The following is a 23,016-nucleotide window of genomic DNA, read 5'->3' on the forward strand; positions in this document are numbered from 1 at the left end:
TTAGCAAGCGCCGTGCCTAGAATTAAAGTCCTTATTTTTCAACGGATTGCATAATACCAAATGCGGGGGCGTCAAGACGCCGGCTCATTCGCCGGCGCCCTCCTCGTCATCCCGGCGGCTCATGCCGTACTTGCGCATCTTCTCCACCAGGGTGGTGCGGCGGATGCGCAGACGCTCGGCTGCTCGGGCCACCACGCCATTGGCGTCGTCCAGGGCCTGCTGGATCAACCCCTGCTCGAGGTTGCCCAGGTAGTCCTTTAGGTCGAGCCCCTCGGGGGGCAGCATCGCGGTGTTGGCGCTGACCGTGCTGGCCAGGCTCGAGGTGATGACGGTGCGCTCCTCCAGTTCCTCCCGGAGGGTGGCGGCCAGCTGCTCGTCCTCATCCTCGATGTGCCGGAATTTCCCTGGCAGCTCGGTCACGCCGATCACCCCATAGGGGTGCATGATCGCCATGCGCTCCACCAGGTTGGCGAGTTCGCGCACGTTGCCGGCCCAGTCGTGCTGGCACAGCGAAAAGATGGCGGCGGAGTTGAAGCGGATCGAGCCGCGCTTCTCGTGCTCCATGCGGGAGATCAATTCGTTGATCAGCAGCGGGATGTCTTCGCTGCGCTCCCGGAGCGGCGCCATCTCGATGGGGAATACGTTGAGGCGGTAATACAGGTCCTCGCGGAAACTGCCCTCCTCGATCATCTTCTCCAGGTTCTTGTGGGTGGCCGCGATGATCCGCACGTCGACGTTCTGGGTCTTGTTGCTGCCGACCCGCTCGAAGGTGCGCTCCTGCAGTACCCGCAGCAGCTTGACCTGCATCGGCAGCGGCATGTCGCCAATCTCGTCGAGGAACAGCGTGCCGCCGTTGGCCAGTTCGAAACGCCCGGCCCGACTGGTGATGGCGCCGGTGAAGGCGCCCTTCTCATGGCCGAACAGCTCGCTCTCCAGCAATTCCGCCGGGATCGCGCCGCAGTTGACCGGTACGAAGGGTCCCTCGCGGCGCTTGGAGTGGTAATGGAGGTTACGGGCGACCACTTCCTTGCCGGTGCCCGACTCGCCGAGGATCAGCACGCTGGCGTCGGTATCGGCCACCTGCTGCATCATCTGCCGGACCTGCTGGATCGCACGGCTGGTGCCCACCAGGCTGCGGAACAGGTTGGGCTCGCGCTGGCGACCCCGCTCCCGGGCCTGGTCGTACATCTCGCGGTAGACCTGGGCACGGTGGAGCAGATCCAGCAGCTTGCTGTAGCTGGGCGGGATGACCAGGTTGCCTAGGATGCGTCGACGTACGTCCTCCGGCCAGTCCGAGGAAGCCGGCTCGCCGATCAGCAACAGTGGCAGGAATTCGTCCCAGGCCGCCAGTTGCTTGAGCACCTCCGCCTGCCCCCCCTTGAGGGTGACGTCGCCCAGCAGCACCGCGAGGATGTCACGGCTCGAGCTGAGGGCGGCGGCTTGGGTCTGCCAGTCGCTGCTGGAACACGACAGGTGATCTTCGCCGAGGAAATTGAAGATGATCGTCAGCTCGCGGCGGCGCTCGCTGTCGTCATCGATCAGAAGGAGTTTGGTTTCACGCCACATCGTAACTCGGACTCGCAGCCGGTCGCCCTTGGGGCAATCACGTTCAACCGAACCTCGGTGAACGCCAGTAATAGGCCACCAGTAAAGTCAAAAGTTTGCGATTAGTCAATTTTATGACGGGGATTTGCCCGTGGCGGAACAACGCAGGCCTCGGGGCGGGCGCCCCGATCAGCCGAAGAGTTGGTAAACCTTGGCGCCGTGACTGGCTTTTTGCAGTGCCACCAGTTCGCTGGCGACTTCTTCCCGGGCATCGATGCAGGCCTTAGTGAGCTGCCGATACACGTCCATCAGCATTTCCAGCTGCGTGCGCAGGGCTTCTTCCTGCCCGGCGCTGGCGACCAGTGCATCTTCCACTTGGCGCCGGCAGAGCTGGTCGAGATCACCGATGCGATCCCAGTCGGAGCGGTCCAGGGCCTCGGTGAGGGCAAGGCGCGTTTCTTCAATGTGTTGCACAGAGGTGTCCATCCGAAGGCTCCCAAGGCTCACGATGCGATCCCATCCCAGCCGGTCTTCACTTCGCGCAGCAAGCCCGAGACTTCTTCGAGCAGAGCGGGATCGTTGACCCGGTTGGCTTCCAGCAGACGAGCGATCATGTAGTCGTACAGAGCATCGAGGTTGGCAGCCAGCTCGCCACCTTTGCCCAGGTCCAGCGCTTCGCGCAGGCCACCGATGATGCTGATGGACTTGCCGATCAGCTCGCCTTTCAGGGCGCCCTGACCGCGTTGCAGGGCACCTTGTGCCTGGGCCAGACGTTCCAGACCGCCCTGCATGAGCATCTGGATCAACCGGTGCGGGGTGGCTTCGGCGACCTGCGCCTGTACACCAACTTGTTGGTATTGCTTGATAGCCATCATCGCGCTCATTTCCCGCCCCTTGTGGTTGGCCGCTGCAATTTCGATATTCCAGATATCGGCCGTACCGTGAGGAGCTTTAAGGGTTTTTTGGAAGATTCACGGAAAGTGACGATCGGTAAAAATGAGAAAACGCGAGGCGGCAAAAGTGCCGGCTCGCGTCGGGTGAAGTCCCTGGCGGATTAGCTTTTCACGACGCCTGGCAGTGCCGCGAGGGAGGATGCCAGGCTGGACGAGGTCGACGTCAGCTTGGAGATCAACGAGTCCATGGTGTTGTACTTTTCGTAGAGCCGCGCGCTGAGGGCCGTCATGCGCGTGTTCAGGTCCTTGAGCTCCGCATCGGCGCTCTTGAGATTATTCTGCAGAATGGTGGTGCGCTGATCGATCACCCCGTTTGTGGAAGTGAACGGTGAAAGCTTGTCGGTCAGCCGGCTGGCCAGGCCGTTGTCGCCGGTGAAATAGCTGGCCACCCCAGCGAAGTCCTTGCTGATCGCAGCATCGAGCTTGTCGCTGTCCAGGGATAGCTTGCCATCGGCCTTGGTAGTAATGCCCAACTGAGCCAGTGCAGTGAAGGTCCCCTTGCCTTGGGAGGCCACCAGTTCGTTACGCACGGTGCTGACCAGGGTACGCGCAGTGGCGTCACCCACCAGTGCGCCGACCACGGGGGTGCTATTGGCGACCGTGGTCACCTTGGTCTGTGTATTCACCACGTCGATCATGGCGTTGTAGGCGTCCACGAACTTCTGCACGTTGGTTTTGACGGTGCCGGTGTCCTGGGCAACGGTCAGCGTCAACGGAGTGTTCTCCGCCGTGGTGGCCTTCAGGTTGAGGCTCACGCCGTCCAGTGCAGTGGTGACCGTGTTGCTGTCGCTCACCACCGGCAGCCCGTCGATGGTCAACTTGGCACTCTGGGCGGAGGACAACGTCTTGCCCCCTTTCGCCACCGCTGCATCGTAGCTGGCCTTGGCGGCGTTGTAGTCATCGGTGGAGGCGTAGTCGCCGGCATTGGGCGCCGTCGGCGTGGTACCGGGGAACGTCAGGCTTTCCAGTGAAGTATCGGTGCCCGAAGTGCTGGTGCCGGTGACCGTGATGTCCTTGCCCTCGCCCATCTTGTTGCTGCTCAGCACCAGGCGTGCGCCCTGGCTGTCGGTCACGATGGTGGCGGTGATGCCTTGGGAACTGCCCTGCTTGTTGATGGCATCGCGCATGCCAGCCAGGGTGTTGTTAGTGCTGTCCACCGCGACGCTGATGGCCTCGGTGCCGCCCACGTCGATCTTCAGCGTGCCTTCGTTGAATTTGGTCGCGCTGGACGCAACGGCGCTCAAGGCCACCTTGCTGCTGGAAGCCAGTTGGCTGACCTGGATCTTGTAGGAGCCCGCCACGGCGCTCTGAGTGGCATCGGCGGTCAATGACGTCGTGTTGGACGACGTGGCAGTCCGAGCGAGGAACGAACTCGGGCTGTTGAGCGCGGAGAGCGCGGTCTGGAACGTGCTGATAGCGCTCTTGAGCGTACCCAGGGCCGTCAGCTTGGTGGTGGATTGCGACTGGACCTTGGTGATCTGGTTGTACTTGGGCGCCTTCTCGGCCGCTACGGACGCCGACACGATGCTGTCGATGTCGATGCCCGAGCCACCCAATCCACTGATACCAGCCATGATTCACCTCCGTCAGGATTTTGTCTTCGTCAGCCGTCACTGGCGTCGTAGGACGAAAACATCAATAAGCGTGCCAATCAAGCTTTTGTTTCGAACATCAGGCTGCGAACGTCATCGAGACGCTCCGCGAGCCGGAGGACCTCTTCCGAGGGAATCTGTCGGATCAACTGTCCGGAATCGGCATCCATGACCTTCACGACGATATCGCCACTGGACTCGTCCACGTTGAAGGCGAGGTAGCGGTTGACGTTCTGTACGAACGACTGGATATCGGCGACGGCGCCCTTCACTTCTTCCTGGGACGCATCGCGCTTGGACGATCCATCCTGTGACTTGAGGCCGGCATCCGTCTGGCCGGGCGTCAGCGAAAGGCCGGTCGCAACGGGTAACGTCGGAGTCGAGGCCTTGAACGTAGAGAGACCGGTGATATTCGCAACGTCCATTTTCTTCTACCTCAGAATGACCAAAAGAGGGGGAAGAGTTTCCCCTTCCCCCTTGGCTTCAGGCGAGTCGCGAGCCCTTATCTCAGGAGGCTCAGGACCGACTGCGGCAACTGGTTGGCCTGGGCCAGGATCGCCGTGCCAGCTTGTTGCAGCACTTGGTTTTTCGACAGGGTAGCGGTTTCTGCTGCGAAGTCGGTGTCTTTGATCCGACTACGAGCGGCGTCCGCGTTCTGCGCGATGTTGGTCAAGTTGTCGATGGTGTTGGTGAACCGGTTCTGTACCGCACCGAGGTCCGCCCTTTGTGAGTCGATCCCCGCCAAGGCCTGGTCGATCACCGCGATGGCGGACTGAGCACCGGCAGCAGTGGAGATGTCCACTTTGTCGACGGTGTTCTTGGTCGCTGCGCTGTTACCGAACAGTTCGGTGGCACCGGAAACCGAGTAGGAGGACGACGAGTTCAGCTGCACGGTCCCGACGATGGTGTTGGTACCCGAGGACAGGGCTGCACCGCTGGTCATCGCTTTGCCGTCGGCACCTTGCACCGCCACGCTCACGCTGGTCGCACCGCCACCACCAATCTGGACGTTCTCGCCCGAGCTGGAAGTGATGGTCAGCGTGCCTTTGCTGTCCAGGTTGGCGGTGAGGCCGAGCTTGGACGCGTTGGAGTTCAGCTGATCAGCCAGATCGGAAGTCGAGGTGATGCCCGACAGGTTGATTTCGTCACGATCGCCCACCTTGATGGTCAGGTCGATCGGCGTACCGGACGCCGAGCCGGAAACCGACGCGGTGAACACGGTGCGCGCGGTAGCGCTCAGGCCCTGCACGGAACCATCGAGCAGCTTGGCAGCATCCTTGGCGCTGGTGGCCGAGGTCAGGTCGACGCTCTGGGTCTTGCCGCCACCGGTCACGGTCACGCCGCTGGCACCGCTGAACAGCGCGCCCGAAGCAGTGGTCACGCTACCGGCAACCGAACCGGACGATGCGCCGCTGGCGGAACCCAGTTGATAGGAACCGATGGCGGTGGAGGACGCATCCTTCAGGCTGACGTCGATGGTTTCATAGGCATTGGAACCCACTTGGAAGCTCGAAGTACCGAAGGAACCGTCCAGCAGCTTGCGACCACCGAAGGTGGTGGTATCGGCGATACGGGTCAGCTCGGCCTGCTGGGCAGACACTTCTTTTTGCAGCGCGGCACGGTCGGTGTCGCTGTTGGAACCGTTGGCCGACTGGATGGACAGGTCACGGATCCGCTGCAGGATGTTGGTGGACTGCTGCAGAGCACCTTCAGCGGTTTGCGCCAGGGAGATACCGTCGTTGGCGTTGCGCGAAGCGATGTTCAGGCCGCTGATCTGGTTGGACAGACGGTTGGAGATCTGCAGACCGGCCGCGTCGTCCTTGGCACTGTTGATACGGCTACCGGTGGACAGGCGCTGCAGCGAGGTGGCCAGCGAGTTCGACGAGGTAGTCAGGTTGCGCTGAGTGTTCAGCGAGGAGATGTTCGTGTTGACTGTCAAGGCCATGATGATGTCCTCCGAAGGACCGAGCTGGTTGCCTGAGCTTGCGACCCCGGGCCTGTTGCTCAGGCGCACCTAGAGTTCGCATTCGTAGTCTTTATCGGCGTTCTCCCAGGGACCTTTAGGGCTCCTGGGAGATTTTTTTCACCGTCCCGCCTTGACAAGCGAAGCGGTGAAAACCGTCGTCCAAGACTATCGACCCGAAACCACACAACTTTAGTTCCAGACCGTAAATCTTCTGATTTCTGGCGCCACCGTTCCGACGCTCTCTTAATCCGGCAGCCAGCCGCGCCGCCAGCGTTGCAGGTTTTCGCCGGCAAGCATCCAGTCCCGGTACACCGCCTCGCGTAGCGCGAGGCCCTGGCGGGCGGATGCCTCGGGGTCGGCGAGATGGGCCTGGATCGCGTCCATCCACTCCTTGAAGCGGTTCTTCACCCGGGTCACCGGCAGGTCGCCGCGGAAGCAGCGCACGTCGCTGCACACCACCGGGTAGGCGCAGGCGCCATATTCCAGGAGCCGCAGGTTGCTCTTGCACTCGTTGAACAGGTTCTGTTCGAGCGGCGCCAGGGCCAGGTCCAGGTTGAGGCTGGCGAGCTTGGCCGGGTAGGCCTCGATGGACACGCCTTCGTGGTACTCCTTCACGTAAGGCCGCAGTTTGGGCGGGCACATGCCGAAGAACACCCAGTCCACCCGGTCGGCCAGGTCCCGCACCACGTCGAAGATCAGCTCGAGATCGCCGGTGTGGCTGGCGCCGCCGCCCCAGCCGACCCGCGGCCGCGGGCCCACGCCGCGCTGGCTTTGCAGGTGCCCCCACCAGGGCACCGGCAGGGTGTTGTGGACGACGCGGATCATCGGGTGCAGGTCGGAGAAGCTTTCCGCCAGCGCCTCGGTGGACACTACCAGGCGATCGCTCAGGGCCAACGCGCGGCGCAGGGACTTGACGATGTCCTTGGGCATGGTCGCCCGGTGAACGCTCTTCAGTGGCAGGTTGGGCAGGTAATCGTCCAGCTCGAACACCTTGAAGGCCCGGGAGAACTCGCCGGCCTCGGCGATGCCCTTGATGTTCTCGTCGCCGATCTGCCGCTGCAGCAGCAGGACATCCGGCTGGAAGCGCTCCAGTTCGACGATGGTGTGGTAGCGGTCGCTGATCCGCCCCTGGGCCAAACCCTCGGCCTGCAGGGCCTTCAGCGGCTGGATGACCCGGTAGTGGCCGCAGCCGAAATGGTCCGCCGGGTAAGCCAGTACCCGCGGCAGCCCGGCGATGGGCAGCGGGTCCCAGCTGCGGTCCCGGCCGTGGTCGAAGTCGAAGCCGCTGCCCAGCAGCGACAGGTTGCGGTTATAGGCCGGGTCGCTGGCCAGCAGGGGCAGCCAGCGCTGGTACATCAGCGCGCCTTCCCGCTCCATGCGTTCGCGGGTCTCGTCGGACCAGTCGTCCGGCGACTCCTGGCGCAGCCCGGCCTCGGTAACCACCACGCAATAGGGTGTCCAGACCGTGAGAAAGCCGGCATCCCGCGCCCGCAGGCACAGGTCCGCATCGCGGCGCTCGTCGGTCAGCGCGGTGTCCAGGCCGCCCAACTGGTCGAACAGGCTGCGGCGGATGACCAGGCAGCTGGTGCTCACCGCGCTGTAGTCCTGGTCCACTTCCAGCCGCTGCATGTAGCCCGGGGTTTCCAGCGGCTCGCCGACGAAGGGCCGGCCCACCGGGCCATTGAGCCCCAGGACTAGGCCGGCCTGCTGCACGCGGCCATCGGACGTCAGCACCTTGCCACCGACGATCCCCACCTCGGGCCGCTGAGCATGGTTGACCAGTTGCTGCAGCCAGTGCCCGTGGAGCACGATGCCGTCCCCCGTCAGCAGCACCAGGTAGTCGCCCCGCGCCTCGCGGGCGCCCTGGTTCACCGCGGCGGAGAAGGACGGACCCTCGCCGGCGGCCACGACCCGTACCTGGTCGCTGCCCAGCCCGGCGATGCCGCCCAGCCATTCGTCCCGGTCCGCCTCCCGGGTGCCGTCGGCCGCTTCGCCCGGATCAACCAGGAGCAGCTCGAAGCAGGGGTACTCGGTTTTCTCCAGGACGCTCTCGACGCACTGCCGCAAGGCCGCCAGGGGCTTATCGGCGACCACCAGGACGGATACCAGCGGCGTATCGCCGTGGTGGTAGTCGATGCGGTAGCGGCCGGGCCGCTCGCTGAGCACGTCGGCCTGATAGCCGCGTGCGTCCAGGTGGCGCTGGATGGCGCGGCGCTCGGCCGGGCTGTCCACCAGGCGCGGCGCCTCGGTGTTGAGCAGCACCTCGTCCACGTGGCCCAGCCCCACCAGGCCGCCCTGCTCCACCAGGCGCAGGATCACGTCCAGTTCGGCCGCTTCGCCGTAGTCCGCGTCGAAGCCGCCCAGGCCTGTCAGCAGGTCGCGGCGGAACAGCCAGTGGCGGGCGTGGGCGCCGGGGAAACTCAGCAGCAGGTCGAGGTTGAATCCCGGGCGGAACGCCGCGCCGACGAAGCCTTCGCCACCGCGATGGAATTCGTCGGCGAACACCGCCCGGCAATCCGGCGCCTGGGTGAGCTCCACCGCGACCAGTTGCAGGCCGCTGGGGGTAAAGCGATCACCGGCACGGGCAACCATCAGCCACTCGTCCTCGCTGGAGGCCGCCGCGACGTTGAGCGCCGGCAGCGGGTCCGCGCCATCCCAGGGGATCACGCGGATCGCCAGAGGGCTCGCGGGAATCGCCAGGCCGGGCCCGGCCAGCAGGTGCACGGTGGGCGAGTAATGGCTCTGCTCCAGGCTCTCCAGGGTATCGGCCAATGCCGTGGCGTCCTCGGCGCGGGCCGGCAGCAGGATGCCGATCCGCGGCGCGTCGCCGGGGCGCAGCAGGTGGCGCTCGATCAGCCGCTGCTGGTCCGCCGACGGCTCCCGGGACGCCAGCCAGCGCTGGAGATTGCGCTGGAAGCGCATCTGCTTGCCGTGGCGGGCGTACTCGGCAGCCGCAGCCTGGGTGGTCTCGATGAAATGGTCCAGCTGCGGCCAGAACGCCCGTGCCTCGCTTTCCAGCTTTTCCCGCAGCAGCGGCAGGGTTTCCCGGGCGCGCTGGAGTTCATGCGCAGCGAGCCCCCAGGCCAGGCCGTACATGCCGGTCTCGTCGGGCGCGATGAGGTGCGGCGCGGCGGTGTTGGGCACGATCACCCCGAGGCAGCCGCACAGCGCGGCTTCCACCACCAGGCCCGAGGCCTCGCCGCAATAGAGGTACTCGCACTGCTGGAACAATTCTGCCAGCCCTTCCCAGGAATCCGGCCACTGCGGGGTGATCTGCACCGCGTCCGGCGGCAACAGCGCCGGGTCGATCTCGGCATGGCCGCGGCGGCCCAGGTAGTAGCAGACCTTGCCCGGGATGCGGGTCGCCGGGTCCTTGGGCGGCTGGAATACCCGCAGGTCCACCGCAGGCAGGTACAGCACGTTGCGCGGGTCGGCGCAGTACTGCAGCAGGCCCTTGGCGTAGGCGAACAGCAGGTCGTCCGGGCCGTACACCCCGCTGCCCTGGATGAAGCCTGGCTTGTTCAGCAGGTAGCGCACCACCACGTTGGCATCCAGCGGGTTGCCGTCGACGATCTCCGGGTAGATCACGATGGGCTCGACGCCAGCGGTCTTGTGCAGCTCCACCACCAAGTCGGTGAGGCGCGGGGTCATCAGCTCCGGGCTCATCACCTGGGCGTAGATGTAGGCCTCGTGGCCGGAGCGGATCAGCGCATCGCAGAGCATGTGCAGGACGCGGATGCCGGCGGAGTTGCGCCGGTAGTCGGCGGCGATGATGTAGTACGGGTGGGGGCGTCTGGCGAACAACGCGCGGTGGGGAGTGGGCGGGGTGACCGGGACGGAATGATCCATGAAGGCGCTCGCTAGTCGGAAGATTGACGCTCAAATCACTATAGCAACCCTCATGCCCGGCTTCGGTCGGGCTGGGCTTCGCGCCACCACTGGGCGGTGGACAGGATCGCCTGGTCCAGGCCGGTCCAGACGTCCAGGCCCAGCCCCCGGGCCTTGTCGATGGCCGGAATGTAGCGGGAGCGTAGCCCCGCCTCGCCCGCCTCGGCGATCCGGACCGGCAGGTCCGGCGCCAGCAGCGCCGCCACCCGGTGGGCCAGGTCGGCCACGCTCAGGGCCGCGTCGGACCCCACGTTGTAGGCCTCGCCGGGCACGCCGCGCAGCAGCAGGGTCAGCAGCCAGCCGGCCAGGTCGGCGCCATAGAGGTAGCTGCGCAGGGCTTCGCCCCGGGAATTGAGGCGAATGGGCTGGCCCTGCAGCGCATCGCGGATGAAGTTGCCGATGGCGAAGTGTCCATCCATGGGCAACCCGGGGCCGGCGAAGGCGAAGCAGCGGGCGTGCGTCATGGCGAACCCGTGACGGCGGGCATACAGCGCGCCCAGGGTTTCCGCGGCGCGCTTGGCCTCGCCGTAGGCGCTATCGGCGGATTCGCTGGCGCAGGCGAAGCCGGCCTGCTCGGAAATCCGCGCCACGTCGTCCGGCTGGCGCCCGTACTGAGCGCCGGAGCCCACCAGCAGTACCCGGCGGACGCTGCCGGCCACGGCCGCATCCAGCAGATTGCGGGTGCCCTGCAGGATGCTGTCGTAGACGGTCAGCAGGTCGCGGTGAGCGGCCGCCGAGGTATCGGTCCCCGCGTGCAGCAGCAGGTCGAAGGGGCGGCCGCCGAGGTCCACCCCGCGCATGTCCCCGGCGCACCAGTCCAGCCAGCCGGCGCCGCGGTAATGGGGCTCGTCCGCCAGGAACCGACCGGGATCGCGGGAAATGACCGTGACCGCCACCTCGATCCCGTCCCGGCGCAGGCCGTCCAGGGTCGCCAGCAGCCAGCGGCCGAAGAAGCCGGTGCCGCCGCTCAGCAGCAGGCGCTGCCCGTGCAGCAGGCGCAGGTCCGGCAGGCGCCGGCACAGCACCTCCACATCGGCGGCGATCTGCGGGCTGGCGAGGGACAGGGTCGGCATCAGAGGCCGCGGCGTTTGATCACGTCGCGCATGCCGGCGTTGATGAAGGGGCCTTCCACCTGCTCCAGGGTCAGTGCGCCATCCTGCGGCAGGGTCTGGGACAGGGTCAGCCCGTTGAGCACCTCGCGGCAGGACAGTTGCCCCTTCTGCAGCGGGATCGCCAAGTAGAAATCCTCGTTGAAGTTGGCGTGGTCCACCACGTAGCCCTCCTCCAGCTCACGCCGGGCGTAGACGCCGCGCACCAGCTTGTCCAGGTATTCCACCTCGCGGGTGGGCAGCACCCGGCGCTGGGAACCGGCGCCGCCGCACATCTCCCGGGCCTTGTGGTAGGCACGGAACCACTCGTCCACCTGGTGCGGCTGGGAGCAGTACGACGATACCGGGATGCCGTCGGCGTCGATGTCGATGTGCCGTTCCCAGGTGCGTGCGCCCTTGCCGTAGGAGATCAGCATGGAACTGGTCCAGTCGTGGTACTCGTGGGTGGAGAAACCGATCACGTGGCCCGGGTAGCGGTTGCGCAGGAAGTCGATCTGGTTCAGCTCCAGCTCGTGGTCCTCCGACGGGTAGAGGGACACGCAGTGGTTGATGGCCAGGGGGATGTCGCGGTTCTCGAAGAACAGCACCAGGTCGTCGAGGTTCTTCTGGCTGGCGCCGCCGGACGAGGCGATCACCGGGCGACGGGTATGAGCGATGCGCTCGATCAGCGGCCAGTCGTTGATGTCCGAGCTGGCCATCTTGATGATCGGGAAATTGAATTTCTCGCACAGCTCCACCGACTGCTCGTCGAACGGCGTGGCCATGGGGATACAGCCGGACTTGGCGATGGCGTCCACCAGCACACCGAAGTCTTCCTCGCTGAGCTTGGTGTCCAGGGTCTTCTTGACGTAGCGGATGTCGGCGCGGTCCTGGAAATCCTTGTGGACGAAGCGCTCCACGTCGCGGAACTGCAGCTTGATGGCCGCCCGCACGTTGTTGAAGCGCACCGGGTGGGAGAACTGCTGGACGATCCGCAGGCCACGGTCGAGGCGGCCCCAATGGTTGTTAGCCAGTTCCAGGACGAACAGGTCTTCGAAGATTTCGTTTGGATTGCGCATGGGATCTTCCTGTCTTTGATTCGTCACCGGCACGCGGCGAGGGGCCCGGACATCGACGAAACGGCGTCAGTGGTAGGCATAGAACACCGATTCGAAGGAATTCGTTTCGTGCAGCTTGAGCGATACCTTATAGCCCAGGCCAAGACCGTGGATGAACGCGGGGATACGCCAGAGATCGTCCCAGCGGTGGTAGGCGGCGATGGCCAGGAACGGCCGCTGGCTGGCGATCAGCCGGCGCGCGCCCTCCAGGGCCGGCATCTCGTTGCCCTCGATGTCCAGCTTGAGAAAGTCCACCCGCTCGTGGACCAGCAGGTCGTCCAGCCGCGTCACCTGGATCGTCGAGTCGCCCTGGGGATCGAGGCTGCTGCCCTCCCCCGCGCCGGCGTTGAAGCGCAGGAACGCGTTGCTGTCGGACAACCCCATGGGCAGGCACACCGCCGGCAGCGGCTGCCGTGCCAGGTCGGCGGCGAGCCGCGCATAGTTGTCCGGGTCGGGCTCGAAGGCGTACACCCGCCCCAGGTCCAGCAGCGCAGCAGCCTGGCGGATGCTGTCGCCGTCGTAGGCGCCGCCGTCCAGGTAGACGCAGCCGGCGGCCACATAGCGGCGCAGAGACGCCGGGAAGTACTGCAATTCCGGGCTCGGCATCAGGGGGCGCTCCAGCGCCAGAGCGCGACGGAAGTCCAGCATCGCGGCGAAGGTGGCACGGCTCTCGTCGTCCGCGAGAATGCCATACGCCGTCTCGATGGCCGCCTGCGCACCGGCGTAGGCCTGCAGCGGCGCCAGCCAGAAGCGCCAGCCCATGGCCTCGGCGACCCAGCCGAAATACTCCTGGGGAACCCGCACCTCGTCGAAGCCGGCGGCCAGGCCGGCCTGGCGCAGGGCGGTCAGCTCGGCGTCGGCGCCGCGGTTGTAGACGCCGATCCACAGCGGCGATCGCCGAAGCGCCGCCGGCACGTCGGCCAGGGCGCTCACCGGTACGCCATCGACCTCGGCGGTGGTCGGCGCGGCGCTGACCGCGAAATGCCGCACCGGGATGCCCTGCCCTTCACAGGCTCGGCGCAGCGCCCGGGCGAAGTTGCCGGCGCCATGGATCACCACGCCATCGCGGCGCGCGCGCGCCAGGGCGTCCTGCAGGCGTTCGGCGCGATCGTCGGGTTCGGGGCGATAGACCATGGCGGCCTCCTGTTCAGCGCCGGGCACGGATGGCGGCCGCTTCGGCGCGCACCGCGGCCAGCTGCTGCGGGTCGAGGAAAGGGAACATGTCATCCAGCTCGGGCGTCTGGAACTTGCCGTCCTCGCCGATCCGCGACTTGATCCGCGGCTCGAAGGACTGCGCCGGGTCCACCTCGATCTGCACCAGCCGCGGCCCGTCGGCGGCGAGGGCCTGGTCCAGGCGCTCCAGGTCGGCCTCGCAGGTGACCGACAGCGTCGGCAGCCCGTAGGCGTCTGCCAGCCGGGCGAAGTCCGGGCAGTCCACCCCGGACGCCGGATCGGCGCCCACCACCCGGCCGAAGAAGTTCTCGTGGGTCTGCTTGATGGACAGGTAGCCCTCGTTGGCCAGTACCAGCACCAGCACGTTCAGGCCCAGGGTGCGCAGGGTCTGCAGTTCCTGCACGTTCATCTGCAGGCTGCCGTCGCCGGCGAAGCACACCACCCGCCGCGCCGACGCCCCCCGCGCCGCGCCCAGGGCGGCGGGCAGGTCGTAGCCCATGGACGCGGAGCCGGAGTTGCTGAACAGCCGCTGGCCGGCCCGCAGCCGGCCCACCTGGAACGGCAGGATGCAGGCCGAGGCATTGCCGCAGACCACGATGTCGTCGTCCCGCAGGGCTTCGAAGACCCGGTGGACGATGGCGTAGGGGTTGAGCCGAGGCGCCAGGGCGTGGTGCGCCTGCAGCACCGGGAAGCGCTGCTGCAGGCCGTGGGCCCAGCCGCTCCAGGGGGAGAAATCCGGCAGCGATGCGCCTTCCAGGGCCTGTGCCAGGCCGGCGAGGAAGTCCCCGGCATCCGCGTGCACCGGCAAGTCGGCATGCACCAGGGGCTTGTCCAGTTCGTGGGGATCGATGTCCACCTGCACCACGTAGGCGCGATTGGCGAAGGACGCCCAGTTGTAGCTGACCTGGCGGACGTTCAGCCGCGAGCCGATGACGATCACCAGGTCGGCGTTCTGCAGGGCGAAATTGCCGGCGCGAGTGCCGATGGTGCCCGGCCGGCCGGCAAACAGTGGGTGATCGCTGGCGATCAGGTCATGGGTCCAGGCGGTGGCCACGGGAATGCCGAAACGTTCGGCGAACGCCAGCAACGCCTGCTCAGCCTTGCCCAGGCGTACCCCGGTGCCGGCCAGGATCAACGGCCGGTCGGCCTGGGCCAGGCGCGCCGCCACGGCAGCGCAGGCCTCGCCGAGGGCCGCCCGTGGCGTGGCGGCCGGTGCCGGCGCCGCGGCGAAGCGCACCGCCACCGGGGCGGACTGCACGTCCAGGGGAATGTCCAGCCAGACCGGGCCGGGGCGGCCGGCGGTGGCCAGGGCGAACAGCCGCGGCAGCGCCTCGCCCAAGTGCTCGGGGCTGCCGATGGCTTCGGCCGCCTTGCACACCGGCGCCGCCATGGCGACGATGGGCGCTTCCTGGTCGCCCAGCTGGCGCAGGCCCGGCACCGGGGTGTGGTCCAGGCTGGTCTCGCGCTTCACCTGGCCGGACAGCACCAGCATCGGGATCGAATCGGTGAAGGCGCCGAATACCCCATTGAGGGCGTTGATCCCGCCGGGGCCGGTGGTGACGTTGACCACCGCCGGCTTGCCGCTGATGCGCGCGTAGCCCTCGGCGGCCATGGCGCAGGCCTGCTCGTGGTGCATGAAGGTGCAGGTCAGCCCGGGGTGGCTGGCCAGCGCCTGGTTGAGAAACATGGCACCCCCGCCGGTCACCGCGAAGACCTGCTCGATCCCCTGGGCCACCAGCCAGTCGGCTATCTGTTCGGCTGTCGTTTTCATGGATGTCCTGAATCGTCTTTCGTCGGTAGACGTGGCGCGCTCGCGCCACGCGGATCGGGCGGCGCTCAGCGGGGATGTTCCAGGAAGGCCCGCAGGCAGTCCGCCATGTAGTCCAGGTGGCTGTCCTCCAGGCCCGGCCAGACGCCGATCCAGAAGGTGTCGTGGAGGATGCGGTCGGTGCGCGGCAGGTCTTCCGCGACCCGGTAGCGCCGCCCCTGCATGTAGGGCTGGCGGATCAGGTTGCCGGCGAACAGCAGGCGCGTGCCCACCTTGTGGGCATCCAGGTGCTTGAGCAGGTCGACCCGGTCGAAGCCGCAGCCCGGCTGCAGGGTGATGGGGAAGCCGAACCAGGACGGATCGCTGCCCGGGGTCGCCCTCGGCAGCAGCAGGCGCTCCTGGCAGTCCGCCAGACGCTCGTGGAGGCCGGCGAAGTTGCGCTTGCGCTTCGCGATGAACCCGTCGAGCCGGTCCAGCTGGGCCAGGCCGCAGGCCGCCTGCATGTCGGTGATCTTCAGGTTGTAGCCCAGATGGGAGTAGGTGTACTTGTGGTCGTAGCCGGCGGGTAGCTGCCCCAGTTGCCAGCCGAAGCGCTTGCCGCAGGTGTTGTCCACCCCGGGTGCGCAATAACAGTCGCGTCCCCAGTCGCGGAAGGATTCGAGGATGCGCTTGAGCTTCGGGCTGTCGGTGAACACCGCGCCGCCCTCGCCCATGGTCACGTGGTGCGCCGGGTAGAAGCTCAGGGTGCCGATGTCGCCGAAGGTGCCCACCAGCCGGTCCTGGTAGGTGGACCCCAGGGCGTCGCAGCAGTCCTCGATCAGCCACAGGCCGTACCGGTCGCACAGCGCACGGATCACCCCCAGGTCGAAGGGGTTGCCCAGGGTGTGGGCGAGCATGATGGCCTTGGTCTTCGGCGTGATCGCCGCTTCCACCTTGGCCGGGTCGATGTTGTAGGTGCCCAGTTCGACATCGACGAACACCGGCACCGCGCCGAACTGCAGGATCGGGTTCACCGTGGTGGGGAAGCCCGCGGCCACACCGATCACTTCGTCACCGGGGCGGATCGCCCGATCCTCCAGGCGCTCGGAGGTGAGCGCGGAGAATGCCAGCAGGTTGGCCGAGGAGCCGGAGTTGGTGGTGAGCACGTTGCGCACCCCCAGGTAGCGGGCCAGGCGCTTCTCGAAGGCCTCGTTGAAGCGCCCGGTGGTCAGCCAGCCGTCCAGCGCTGCTTCGGTCATCGCCTGCAGCTCGCCGGCGCCGAGCACCTTGCCCGACGGCGGGACGCTGGCGACTCCCGGCTGGAACGGCCGCTCGGCATACTGCAGCGCCGCGTACTCGGCGACCAGCTCGCCGATCTGCTGACGCAATGCCTGTGCTTTCGAATCGGTCATTGCACCTCACCTTGGTAATCATCGATCTGACGCTGGCTGAATGCCTGCATGTCCTGTCCGTCCAGCCAGGCGCGCTGCCACGCGCAGGTCCGCCGCAGAGCCTCATCCAGGTTCCAGCGTGGCACCCAGCCCAGTTGCGTCCGGGCCAGGCTGGAGTCGAGGGTCAGGCGGGTCGCCTCGTGCAGCGTGCCGTCGGCCTCTACCCGCCAGGGCGCGGCCGCTGGCCAATGCGTGGCGAGGCCTTCCACCACCTCGCCGACGCTGCGCACGCCACCGGCGTCGGGACCGAAGTTCCAGGCCCGGGCGTGCTCCGCGGGAGAGGTCCAGAGGGCTTCGGCCAGGCCCAGGTAGCCGGCCAGGGGGTCCAGCACGTGCTGCCAGGGACGCGTCGCGCCGGGGTGGCGCAACACCACCTCGCGGCCTTGGCTCCAGGCGTGCAGCGCGTCGGGCACCAGGCGATCCGCGGACCAGTCGCCGCCGCCGATGACGTTGCCGGCCCGGGCCGTGGCCAGGCCGACCGAGCGGGCGGCGAGAAACGAGGTGCGGTAGGCCGCGCAGACCAGTTCGGCGCAGGCCTTGCTGCTGCTGTAGGGGTCATGGCCGCCAAGGGCATCGGTTTCCCGGTAGGGCCAGAGCCATTCGCGGTTCTCGTAGCATTTGTCGGTGGTGACCACCACCACGGCGCGCACCTCCGGGCAGGCCCGCACCGCTTCCAGCAGGTTCGCGGTGCCCATCACGTTGGTGGAGTAGGTGTCCAGCGGCTCGCGGTAGGAGGCCCGTACCAGGGGCTGCGCCGCCAGGTGGAAGACGATTTCCGGGCGCGCCTTGCAGAGGCTCTGCCGCAGGCGCTGCGAATCGCGGATGTCGGCGATGCGGCTGTCCAGCAGCGGCTCCAGGGCCGTGGCCCGCCACAGGGAAGACTCGCCCTCAGCCTCAAGGGCGTAGCCATGGACCCGGGCACCCAGCCGGTGCAGCCAGAGGGCCAGCCAGCCGCCCTTGAAGCCGGTGTGGCCAGTGAGGAAGACCCGGCGGTCGCGCCAGAAATCCGGATTCACCGCCATAGGTGCCAGTCCGCGCGGCCGCTTTGCCAGCGCTCTTCCAGCATGACCTTGTCCCTCAGGGTGTCCATGGGCTGCCAGAAGCCCCGGTGCAGGTAGCTCATCAGTTGGCCGTCGTCGGCCAAGTCCACCATCGGCTCCTGTTCCCAGGTGGTGGCATCGCCTTCGATGTAGTCGAAGATGCCTGGCTCCAGCACGAAGAAACCGCCATTGATCCAGCCGCCGTCGCCCTGGGGTTTCTCCTGGAAGCCGGCGACCCGGTCGTCGATGATGGACAGCGCCCCGTAGCGCCCCGGGGGTTGCACCGCGGTGACGGTGGCCAGCTTGCCGTGGGCCTCGTGGAAGGTCAGCAGGGCCGGCAGGTCCAGGTCAGCCACGCCGTCGCCGTAGGTGAAGCAGAAGCGCTGGTCCTCGACGTGCTCGCGGATGCGCTTGAGGCGGCCGCCGGTGGCGGTGACTTCGCCGGTATCCACCAGGGTCACCCGCCAGGGCTCGGCGTGGCGGCGGTGGATGTGCATGGAGTTCTCCGCCATGTCGAAGGTGACGTCGGACATGTGCAGGAAATAGTTGGCGAAGTACTCCTTGATGACGTAGCCCTTGTAGCCCAGGCAGATCACGAAATCGTTGATCCCGAAGTGGGAGTAGATCTTCATGACGTGCCAGATGATCGGACGTCCGCCGATCTCGATCATGGGCTTCGGCTTGAGGTGCGACTCTTCGCTGATCCGCGTGCCCAGCCCACCCGCCAGGATGACTGCCTTCATCGTATGTCCTCGATACGTCGGAACCCGTCGCCGTCAACATTCTGGCAACGTCATGTTCCATTGAAGACGCTAAGCAAAATATCCGCCAAGTCGCGGGCGAAAAGCGTGGAAACGGGAAGGTCCGGCGCGGCCTGTCATGGCCGTGCCGGGAATGGCATCAGAGGTAATTGAACAGGCTCAGCCCGCTGATCTTCACATAGCTCTGCTGAGCCGCCTGGAGCACGGTGGACTGCATGGCCAGGCTGGAAATCGCTGCGGCGTAGTCCAGATCTTCCAGGCCGGACTGTACGGACTTGTTCACCAGGCTGACGTCGCTGATGAAGTTGGTGGTGGTTTCCAGGGTGTTCAGCCGGGCGCCGATGGAGCCTTGGGCACCCAGTACCTTGACGCTCACCGCATCGAGGTTGGAAACCGCCGCCGCCACCTGGTCGCGGATCTTCAGCGCGCCTTCGTTGGAGCCGTCGCCGTTCTGCAGGGCCTTGCGCAGGTCCGAGACCACGTTGAGCAGGCCGCGTTTTTCCTCGTCCGGCTTGCGGGTGACGGCGTAGTCGTCGCCCTTCTGCGGGATGCCGTCGATCTGCACCTTCACGCCGCCGTAGGTGATGTAGTCGGAGGTGTCCGGGTTGCTGTCCACCGCGCCGGTGCTCAGCTGGCCGGCGGGCGGGGTGTTCGGGTCGTAGGTGTTCCAGTCGTAGCCGGCCGGCAGGGTCGCCGGGTTATACACCACGTAATTGCGCGAATCGAGGAAATGAATGCCGATGCCATCGGTGGCCACCGGCGGCGAGCTGGCAGGAAAGGTGTTGTCGTAGGCGGTCTTGTCGGTCACCAGGCCCAGGGAAATCCGCCCGGTGCTGACGGTGCCGTCGGCGCCCGTGCCGGTGCTGGTCTTCGCGGTGCTGACGCGGTTGGCGTTGAAGACGTTCTCGAACAGGTCCTTGCCATTGTCCCCCAGGGCGATGAAGGTGCTGCTGGCGATCTGCACGTTCTGCCGGCCTTCGTCGCCGCTGTAGGAATAGGTGCCGTCGGGGTTGCGGTTGAACGGCTGCACGCCACTGGTGGACCCGGAGAACAGGTACTGGCCGTTGGCGTCCTTGGTGTTGAGCAGGCTCATCAGCTCGTCTTCGCGCTGCGCCAGTTCAGTGCCCAGGGAGGCCCGGTCGGTGGGGTCGAGGCCGCCGCCGCCCGCCTGGATGGCGATCTCGCGGACGCGCTGCATGACGGTGTTGACCGAGGTGAGGATGGCGTCCTCGGATTGCAGGCTGTTGGTGGCGGCGATGCCGTTGGAGGTGTACTGGGCGTTCAGCGACTCTTCCTGGCTCAGCTGGAGCAGGCGCACCGAGGCGACCGGATCGTCCGCCGGGGTGAGGATGCGCTTGCCGGTACTGATCTGCTGCTGCGTGCGAGTGACGTTCTCGTAGTTCTTCTGCAGGCCACTGACCGAGTTGTTGAAAGCCTGGATCGTGGAAATGCGCATGATGGCGTCACTCAGCTGAAGGCGTTAATCAGGGTATCGAACAAAGACTGCGCAACTTTAATCACCTGGGCCGATGCGTTGTAGTACTGCTGGAACTGGATCAGGTTGGCAGCCTCTTCGTCCAGGTTCACCCCGGCCAGGGAATCGCGGTTGTCCTGGGCCTGCTTGAGCACGGCTTCGCTGGACGCGCTGTTGGTACGGACCTGGTCGGTGAGGGAGCCGACCCGCTCCACCAGGGCGCCGTAGGCGCTGTTGTAGGTGGTCTGGGTGTTGCCCACGTTCACCGTCGGCTTGGTCTGCAACGCCACCAGGGCCAAGGCGTTGCGGTTGTCGGACACCCCGGTGGAATTGAAGGCCAGGGAGAAGCTGTCGCCGCTCTGGGGAATGCCGCTCAGGGTGAATTCGTAGGTGTAGGCGTTGCTGGTGACCGGGTCGGTGTAGTTCAGCCGCAGGGTGTTGTTCTGCCCGGGCACCAGGGCCGTGGTGGACGGCGACACGTAGCTCAGGGTCGCGCCGGCCGGCAGGTTGCCGGTGTTCAACGTGTTGGTGGTGGCATCGAAGCTCATGGACACGCCGTTGGCGCCGAACAGCCGCTGCAGGTCGGCGGTGTTCACCGGCGACGGGCCAGTGACCATGGACGGCTGGCCGATGGTACCGGTGCCCCGGTTGTTGGTGGTGGCCTGGGCGTTCACCGTCCCGGAGAAGGCCAGCTGGTCCGGGTGGGTCAACACGCTGGAAATGGTGCTGGCGCCGCGCCGGGTGGGCTGCAGGCTGAAACTGTCGTTGGCCGCCGGCAGGCTGTTCAGCTGCACCTGGAAGCCCTGGTCGACTCCGGCTGCATCCTTGAAGGTCAGGTTATAGGGCGAGGTGCCGGACACCGTGACGGTCATGGGCGCGTTATCGCTCACGCGGCGCGCGGTGAAGTTAGTGCCGTCGTAATCCAGGCGGTAGTCGCTGCTGGTCAGCTTGGCGGTATCAGTGATGTTCAGCACGCCGCTGACGTTGCTGGTGTTGTTGGTGTTGGGCAGCACCCGCAGGGAGGCCGCCTGGGCCTCGTTGATGTCGCTGAACAGGTTGGTGCCGGGTCGCCCGGACAGGTCGAGGCCCTGGCCCAGCTGCTTGTTGATGGTGTCCGAAACGGTCAGCGCCACCTGCCCCAGGGTGTTGTAGGACTTGTCCAGCACGGTGTCGCGGTAGGCCAGCAGCCCACCGATTTCCCCGCCACCGATCTGGCTGGTGATGTTCTGCGCCACGCCATTGGTGACCATCTGGATCTGGAAGCGCGAGGGGTCGTCCTGGCCGGCAGTCGCTTGCAACTGGGAGGGAGTGGACCCCACCACCAGCGGCTGGCCGGTGCCGATGAACAGGTTGACGCTGCCGTCGTTCTGGGCAACGGACTGCACGCCGATCATTTCCGACAGGCGGCGTACCACTTCGTCGCGGGCGTCCAGCAGATCGTTGGGCTCGGAGCCGTTGGCCCGGGCGGCAGCGATGGACTGGTTGTAGTTCGCCACGCTGGTGGCCATGGAATTGACCTGGCCGGTCAGGGCGCCCAGCTGCTGGTTGATCAGCGAGTTCTGCTTGTCCAGTTGGTCGTAGAGGGTGTTGAAGGAACTGGCCAGATTCTGCGACGCGGTCAGCACGGCCTCGCGGCCGGCGACCAGCGACGGGTTCTGCGCCGCGGTCTGCAGGGAGGTGAAGAACGCCTGCAGCGACGGGCTGATCCCGGTGGTGGTGCTGGACAGCAGCGAGTCGAGCTGCTCGATCTGCCCGAGGAAGGCCTGGGATTCGCTGTTCTGGCTGGTGGCCGAACGCAGCTGGGAGGTGAGGAATTCGCTCGCCAGACGGCGTACGTCCACCACCTGGCTGCCGGTGCCGATGTAGCCCGCGCCCGTGGCCTGGGGCAGATTGGTCTGCTGCACCGACTGCTGCCGCGAATACCCGGGGGTGTTCACGTTGGAAATGTTGTGCCCGGTCGTGGCCAGCGCGACCTGGGTCGCTTTGAGGCCGGACAGCCCGATGGAAAGTAGGTCAGCCATGGTTCAACCTCACGACCGCGTTACCGTACCGGCTGCGGCAACGGTCTGGTAGGTTTGCATCTGCTTCGCGATCTGCCCGATCTTGCGTGCGTAGTTCGGGTCGGTCGCGTAGCCGGCGTTCTGCAATTCGCGCACGAAGCGTTCTGGTTTATCGGCCACGTCCAGCGCATCTTGATAGCGGGCGTTGCCCTGCAGAAAACTCACGTAATCCTGGAAGCTCTGCTCGAACGAGGAGTAGGCGCGGAATTCCGCTGCTTCTTTGACCGCCTTGCCGTCGGTGTATTCCGTGGTCAATGCGCGAGCCGACGCACCGTTCCAGCTGCCGTGGGCCTTGATGCCGAACAGGTTGTGGCTGGTGGTGCCGTCCTGCTGGCGGATGATGGACTTGCCCCAGCCGGTCTCCAGGGCCGCCTGGGCCACCAGGTAGCGGGCATCCACGCCGATGCGCTTGGCCGCTGATTCCGCCATAGGCAGCATGGTGGAAACGAAATCTTCCGCCGACGCGAACGCGGACTTGGCCGGCGCCAGGGGCGGCTGGGCGATGCGTCGACCGACGGTCGCCTCGGCACCCGCCACGTTCAGGCTTTTGTCCTGGGGCGCCGCGTAACTCTGCGCGGCGTCCCAGTCGGTACCCGCCAGGTTCTTGGCATCCGCGAAGGTGTCGCTGGCGCTCGGCACGATGCCGGCCAGCAGCCGGTCGGCCAGCTTGCCCGGCAGGGCCAGGCGACGGCGATTCAGCTGGGCGGAGTCGTCACGCCCCTCCTCCGGCACCGGCAGGCGCTTGGCCGCGCCACTGGCAGGCCACGTGGCCTGCTGGGTCTCGCCCACCTGGGCGAACGGGTCGCGCTTGGCGGCTGCATGTTTCGGGCTCAGCTGGCGCACCAGCACGTCCGCCAGGCCGACGCCGCCGGCCTGCTTGGACAGGCTGACGGACAGCTGCTGGTCGTACATGTCCTGGTACTGCTTGGTGGTCTCGCTGTTCATGAAGTTGCCCTCCCCCAGCGCCTCGTTGGCCGAGCGCATGGACTTGAGCATCTCGTTGAGGAACAGCGACTCGAACTCCTGGGCCACCTTGCGGATGTTGCCCTCGCTGTCGCGCTGCTTGCCCACCTTGAGCTGGGACAGGCGGTTCAGGTCGGTGTAGGCGCCGCTGTCGACGGGCGTGCCGCCGGATGTGCCCATGAGTCGGTCCATGGTGG

At 66.4% G+C, this 23,016-nt stretch carries 17 protein-coding genes; all 17 read right to left on the reverse strand.

All coding sequences use genetic code 11. The features are described 5' to 3' along the window. Positions 1-84 precede the first annotated feature (84 nt). The 17 genes from FM069_RS12980 to flgJ all read right to left on the reverse strand — a co-directional run bounded on the left by FM069_RS12980 (position 85) and on the right by flgJ (position 23,011). On the reverse strand, positions 85-1,566 hold the full coding sequence (locus FM069_RS12980; protein WP_143488778.1) for a sigma-54 dependent transcriptional regulator: 1,482 nt from the start codon (positions 1,564-1,566) through the stop codon (positions 85-87). Positions 1,567-1,734: 168 nt separating this feature from the next. Further along, the gene (locus tag FM069_RS12985) at positions 1,735-2,031 is read right to left on the reverse strand and encodes a flagellar protein FliT (RefSeq protein ID WP_143488779.1); all 297 of its coding nucleotides are present in this window, start codon (positions 2,029-2,031) and stop codon (positions 1,735-1,737) included. A 17-nt stretch (positions 2,032-2,048) separates the two neighbouring features. Further along, positions 2,049-2,429, reverse strand: a complete 381-nt coding sequence (gene fliS, locus FM069_RS12990; RefSeq protein WP_143488780.1) for a flagellar export chaperone FliS — start codon at positions 2,427-2,429, stop codon at positions 2,049-2,051. Positions 2,430-2,599: 170 nt separating this feature from the next. Continuing rightward, positions 2,600-4,072, reverse strand: coding sequence for a flagellar filament capping protein FliD (gene fliD / locus FM069_RS12995; protein ID WP_143488781.1), 1,473 nt, complete (start codon positions 4,070-4,072; stop codon positions 2,600-2,602). A gap of 77 nt (positions 4,073-4,149) precedes the next feature. Next, a complete protein-coding gene (locus tag FM069_RS13000; RefSeq protein ID WP_143488782.1) occupies positions 4,150-4,515 on the reverse strand; it encodes a flagellar protein FlaG in 366 nt (121 codons plus the stop codon). Between the two features lie 77 nt (positions 4,516-4,592). Then, positions 4,593-6,035: a flagellin gene (locus tag FM069_RS13005; RefSeq protein WP_143488783.1), complete on the reverse strand. Its 1,443-nt coding sequence runs from the start codon at positions 6,033-6,035 to the stop codon at positions 4,593-4,595. A gap of 264 nt (positions 6,036-6,299) precedes the next feature. Continuing rightward, positions 6,300-9,905, reverse strand: coding sequence for a glycosyltransferase (locus FM069_RS13010; protein ID WP_233282032.1), 3,606 nt, complete (start codon positions 9,903-9,905; stop codon positions 6,300-6,302). Positions 9,906-9,955: 50 nt separating this feature from the next. Beyond that, a complete protein-coding gene (locus FM069_RS13015) occupies positions 9,956-11,017 on the reverse strand; it encodes an NAD-dependent epimerase/dehydratase family protein (protein WP_143488784.1) in 1,062 nt (353 codons plus the stop codon). After that, entirely contained in the window at positions 11,017-12,111 is a 1,095-nt protein-coding gene (locus tag FM069_RS13020; protein ID WP_143488785.1) for an N-acetylneuraminate synthase family protein, read from the reverse strand. Before FM069_RS13020 ends, FM069_RS13015 begins: the two co-directional genes overlap by 1 nt. A 66-nt stretch (positions 12,112-12,177) precedes the next feature. Then, complete coding sequence (locus FM069_RS13025; RefSeq protein ID WP_178106730.1) at positions 12,178-13,284, reverse strand: FkbM family methyltransferase; 1,107 nt, start codon at positions 13,282-13,284, stop codon at positions 12,178-12,180. A 13-nt stretch (positions 13,285-13,297) separates the two neighbouring features. Next, positions 13,298-15,094 (reverse strand): thiamine pyrophosphate-binding protein, encoded by a 1,797-nt coding sequence (locus FM069_RS13030; RefSeq protein ID WP_143488787.1) that lies wholly within the window; start codon positions 15,092-15,094, stop codon positions 13,298-13,300. A 65-nt stretch (positions 15,095-15,159) separates the two neighbouring features. Then, positions 15,160-16,482: a lipopolysaccharide biosynthesis protein RfbH gene (gene rfbH / locus FM069_RS13035; protein ID WP_143488788.1), complete on the reverse strand. Its 1,323-nt coding sequence runs from the start codon at positions 16,480-16,482 to the stop codon at positions 15,160-15,162. Further along, positions 16,479-17,543, reverse strand: a complete 1,065-nt coding sequence (gene rfbG, locus FM069_RS13040) for a CDP-glucose 4,6-dehydratase (RefSeq protein ID WP_143488789.1) — start codon at positions 17,541-17,543, stop codon at positions 16,479-16,481. The genes rfbH and rfbG overlap by 4 nt, the downstream gene beginning before the upstream one ends. Continuing rightward, positions 17,534-18,304, reverse strand: coding sequence for a glucose-1-phosphate cytidylyltransferase (rfbF, locus tag FM069_RS13045; RefSeq protein WP_143488790.1), 771 nt, complete (start codon positions 18,302-18,304; stop codon positions 17,534-17,536). The genes rfbG and rfbF overlap by 10 nt, the downstream gene beginning before the upstream one ends. A gap of 157 nt (positions 18,305-18,461) precedes the next feature. Continuing rightward, the gene (gene flgL / locus FM069_RS13050) at positions 18,462-19,778 is read right to left on the reverse strand and encodes a flagellar hook-associated protein FlgL (RefSeq protein WP_143488791.1); all 1,317 of its coding nucleotides are present in this window, start codon (positions 19,776-19,778) and stop codon (positions 18,462-18,464) included. A gap of 11 nt (positions 19,779-19,789) precedes the next feature. Continuing rightward, a complete protein-coding gene (gene flgK / locus FM069_RS13055) occupies positions 19,790-21,817 on the reverse strand; it encodes a flagellar hook-associated protein FlgK (RefSeq protein WP_143488792.1) in 2,028 nt (675 codons plus the stop codon). A gap of 9 nt (positions 21,818-21,826) precedes the next feature. Then, the gene (gene flgJ / locus FM069_RS13060; RefSeq protein ID WP_143488793.1) at positions 21,827-23,011 is read right to left on the reverse strand and encodes a flagellar assembly peptidoglycan hydrolase FlgJ; all 1,185 of its coding nucleotides are present in this window, start codon (positions 23,009-23,011) and stop codon (positions 21,827-21,829) included. Positions 23,012-23,016: the final 5 nt, after the last annotated feature.

The organism is Pseudomonas mangiferae (assembly GCF_007109405.1).
In the GTDB taxonomy this organism is placed as follows: domain Bacteria; phylum Pseudomonadota; class Gammaproteobacteria; order Pseudomonadales; family Pseudomonadaceae; genus Pseudomonas_T; species Pseudomonas_T mangiferae.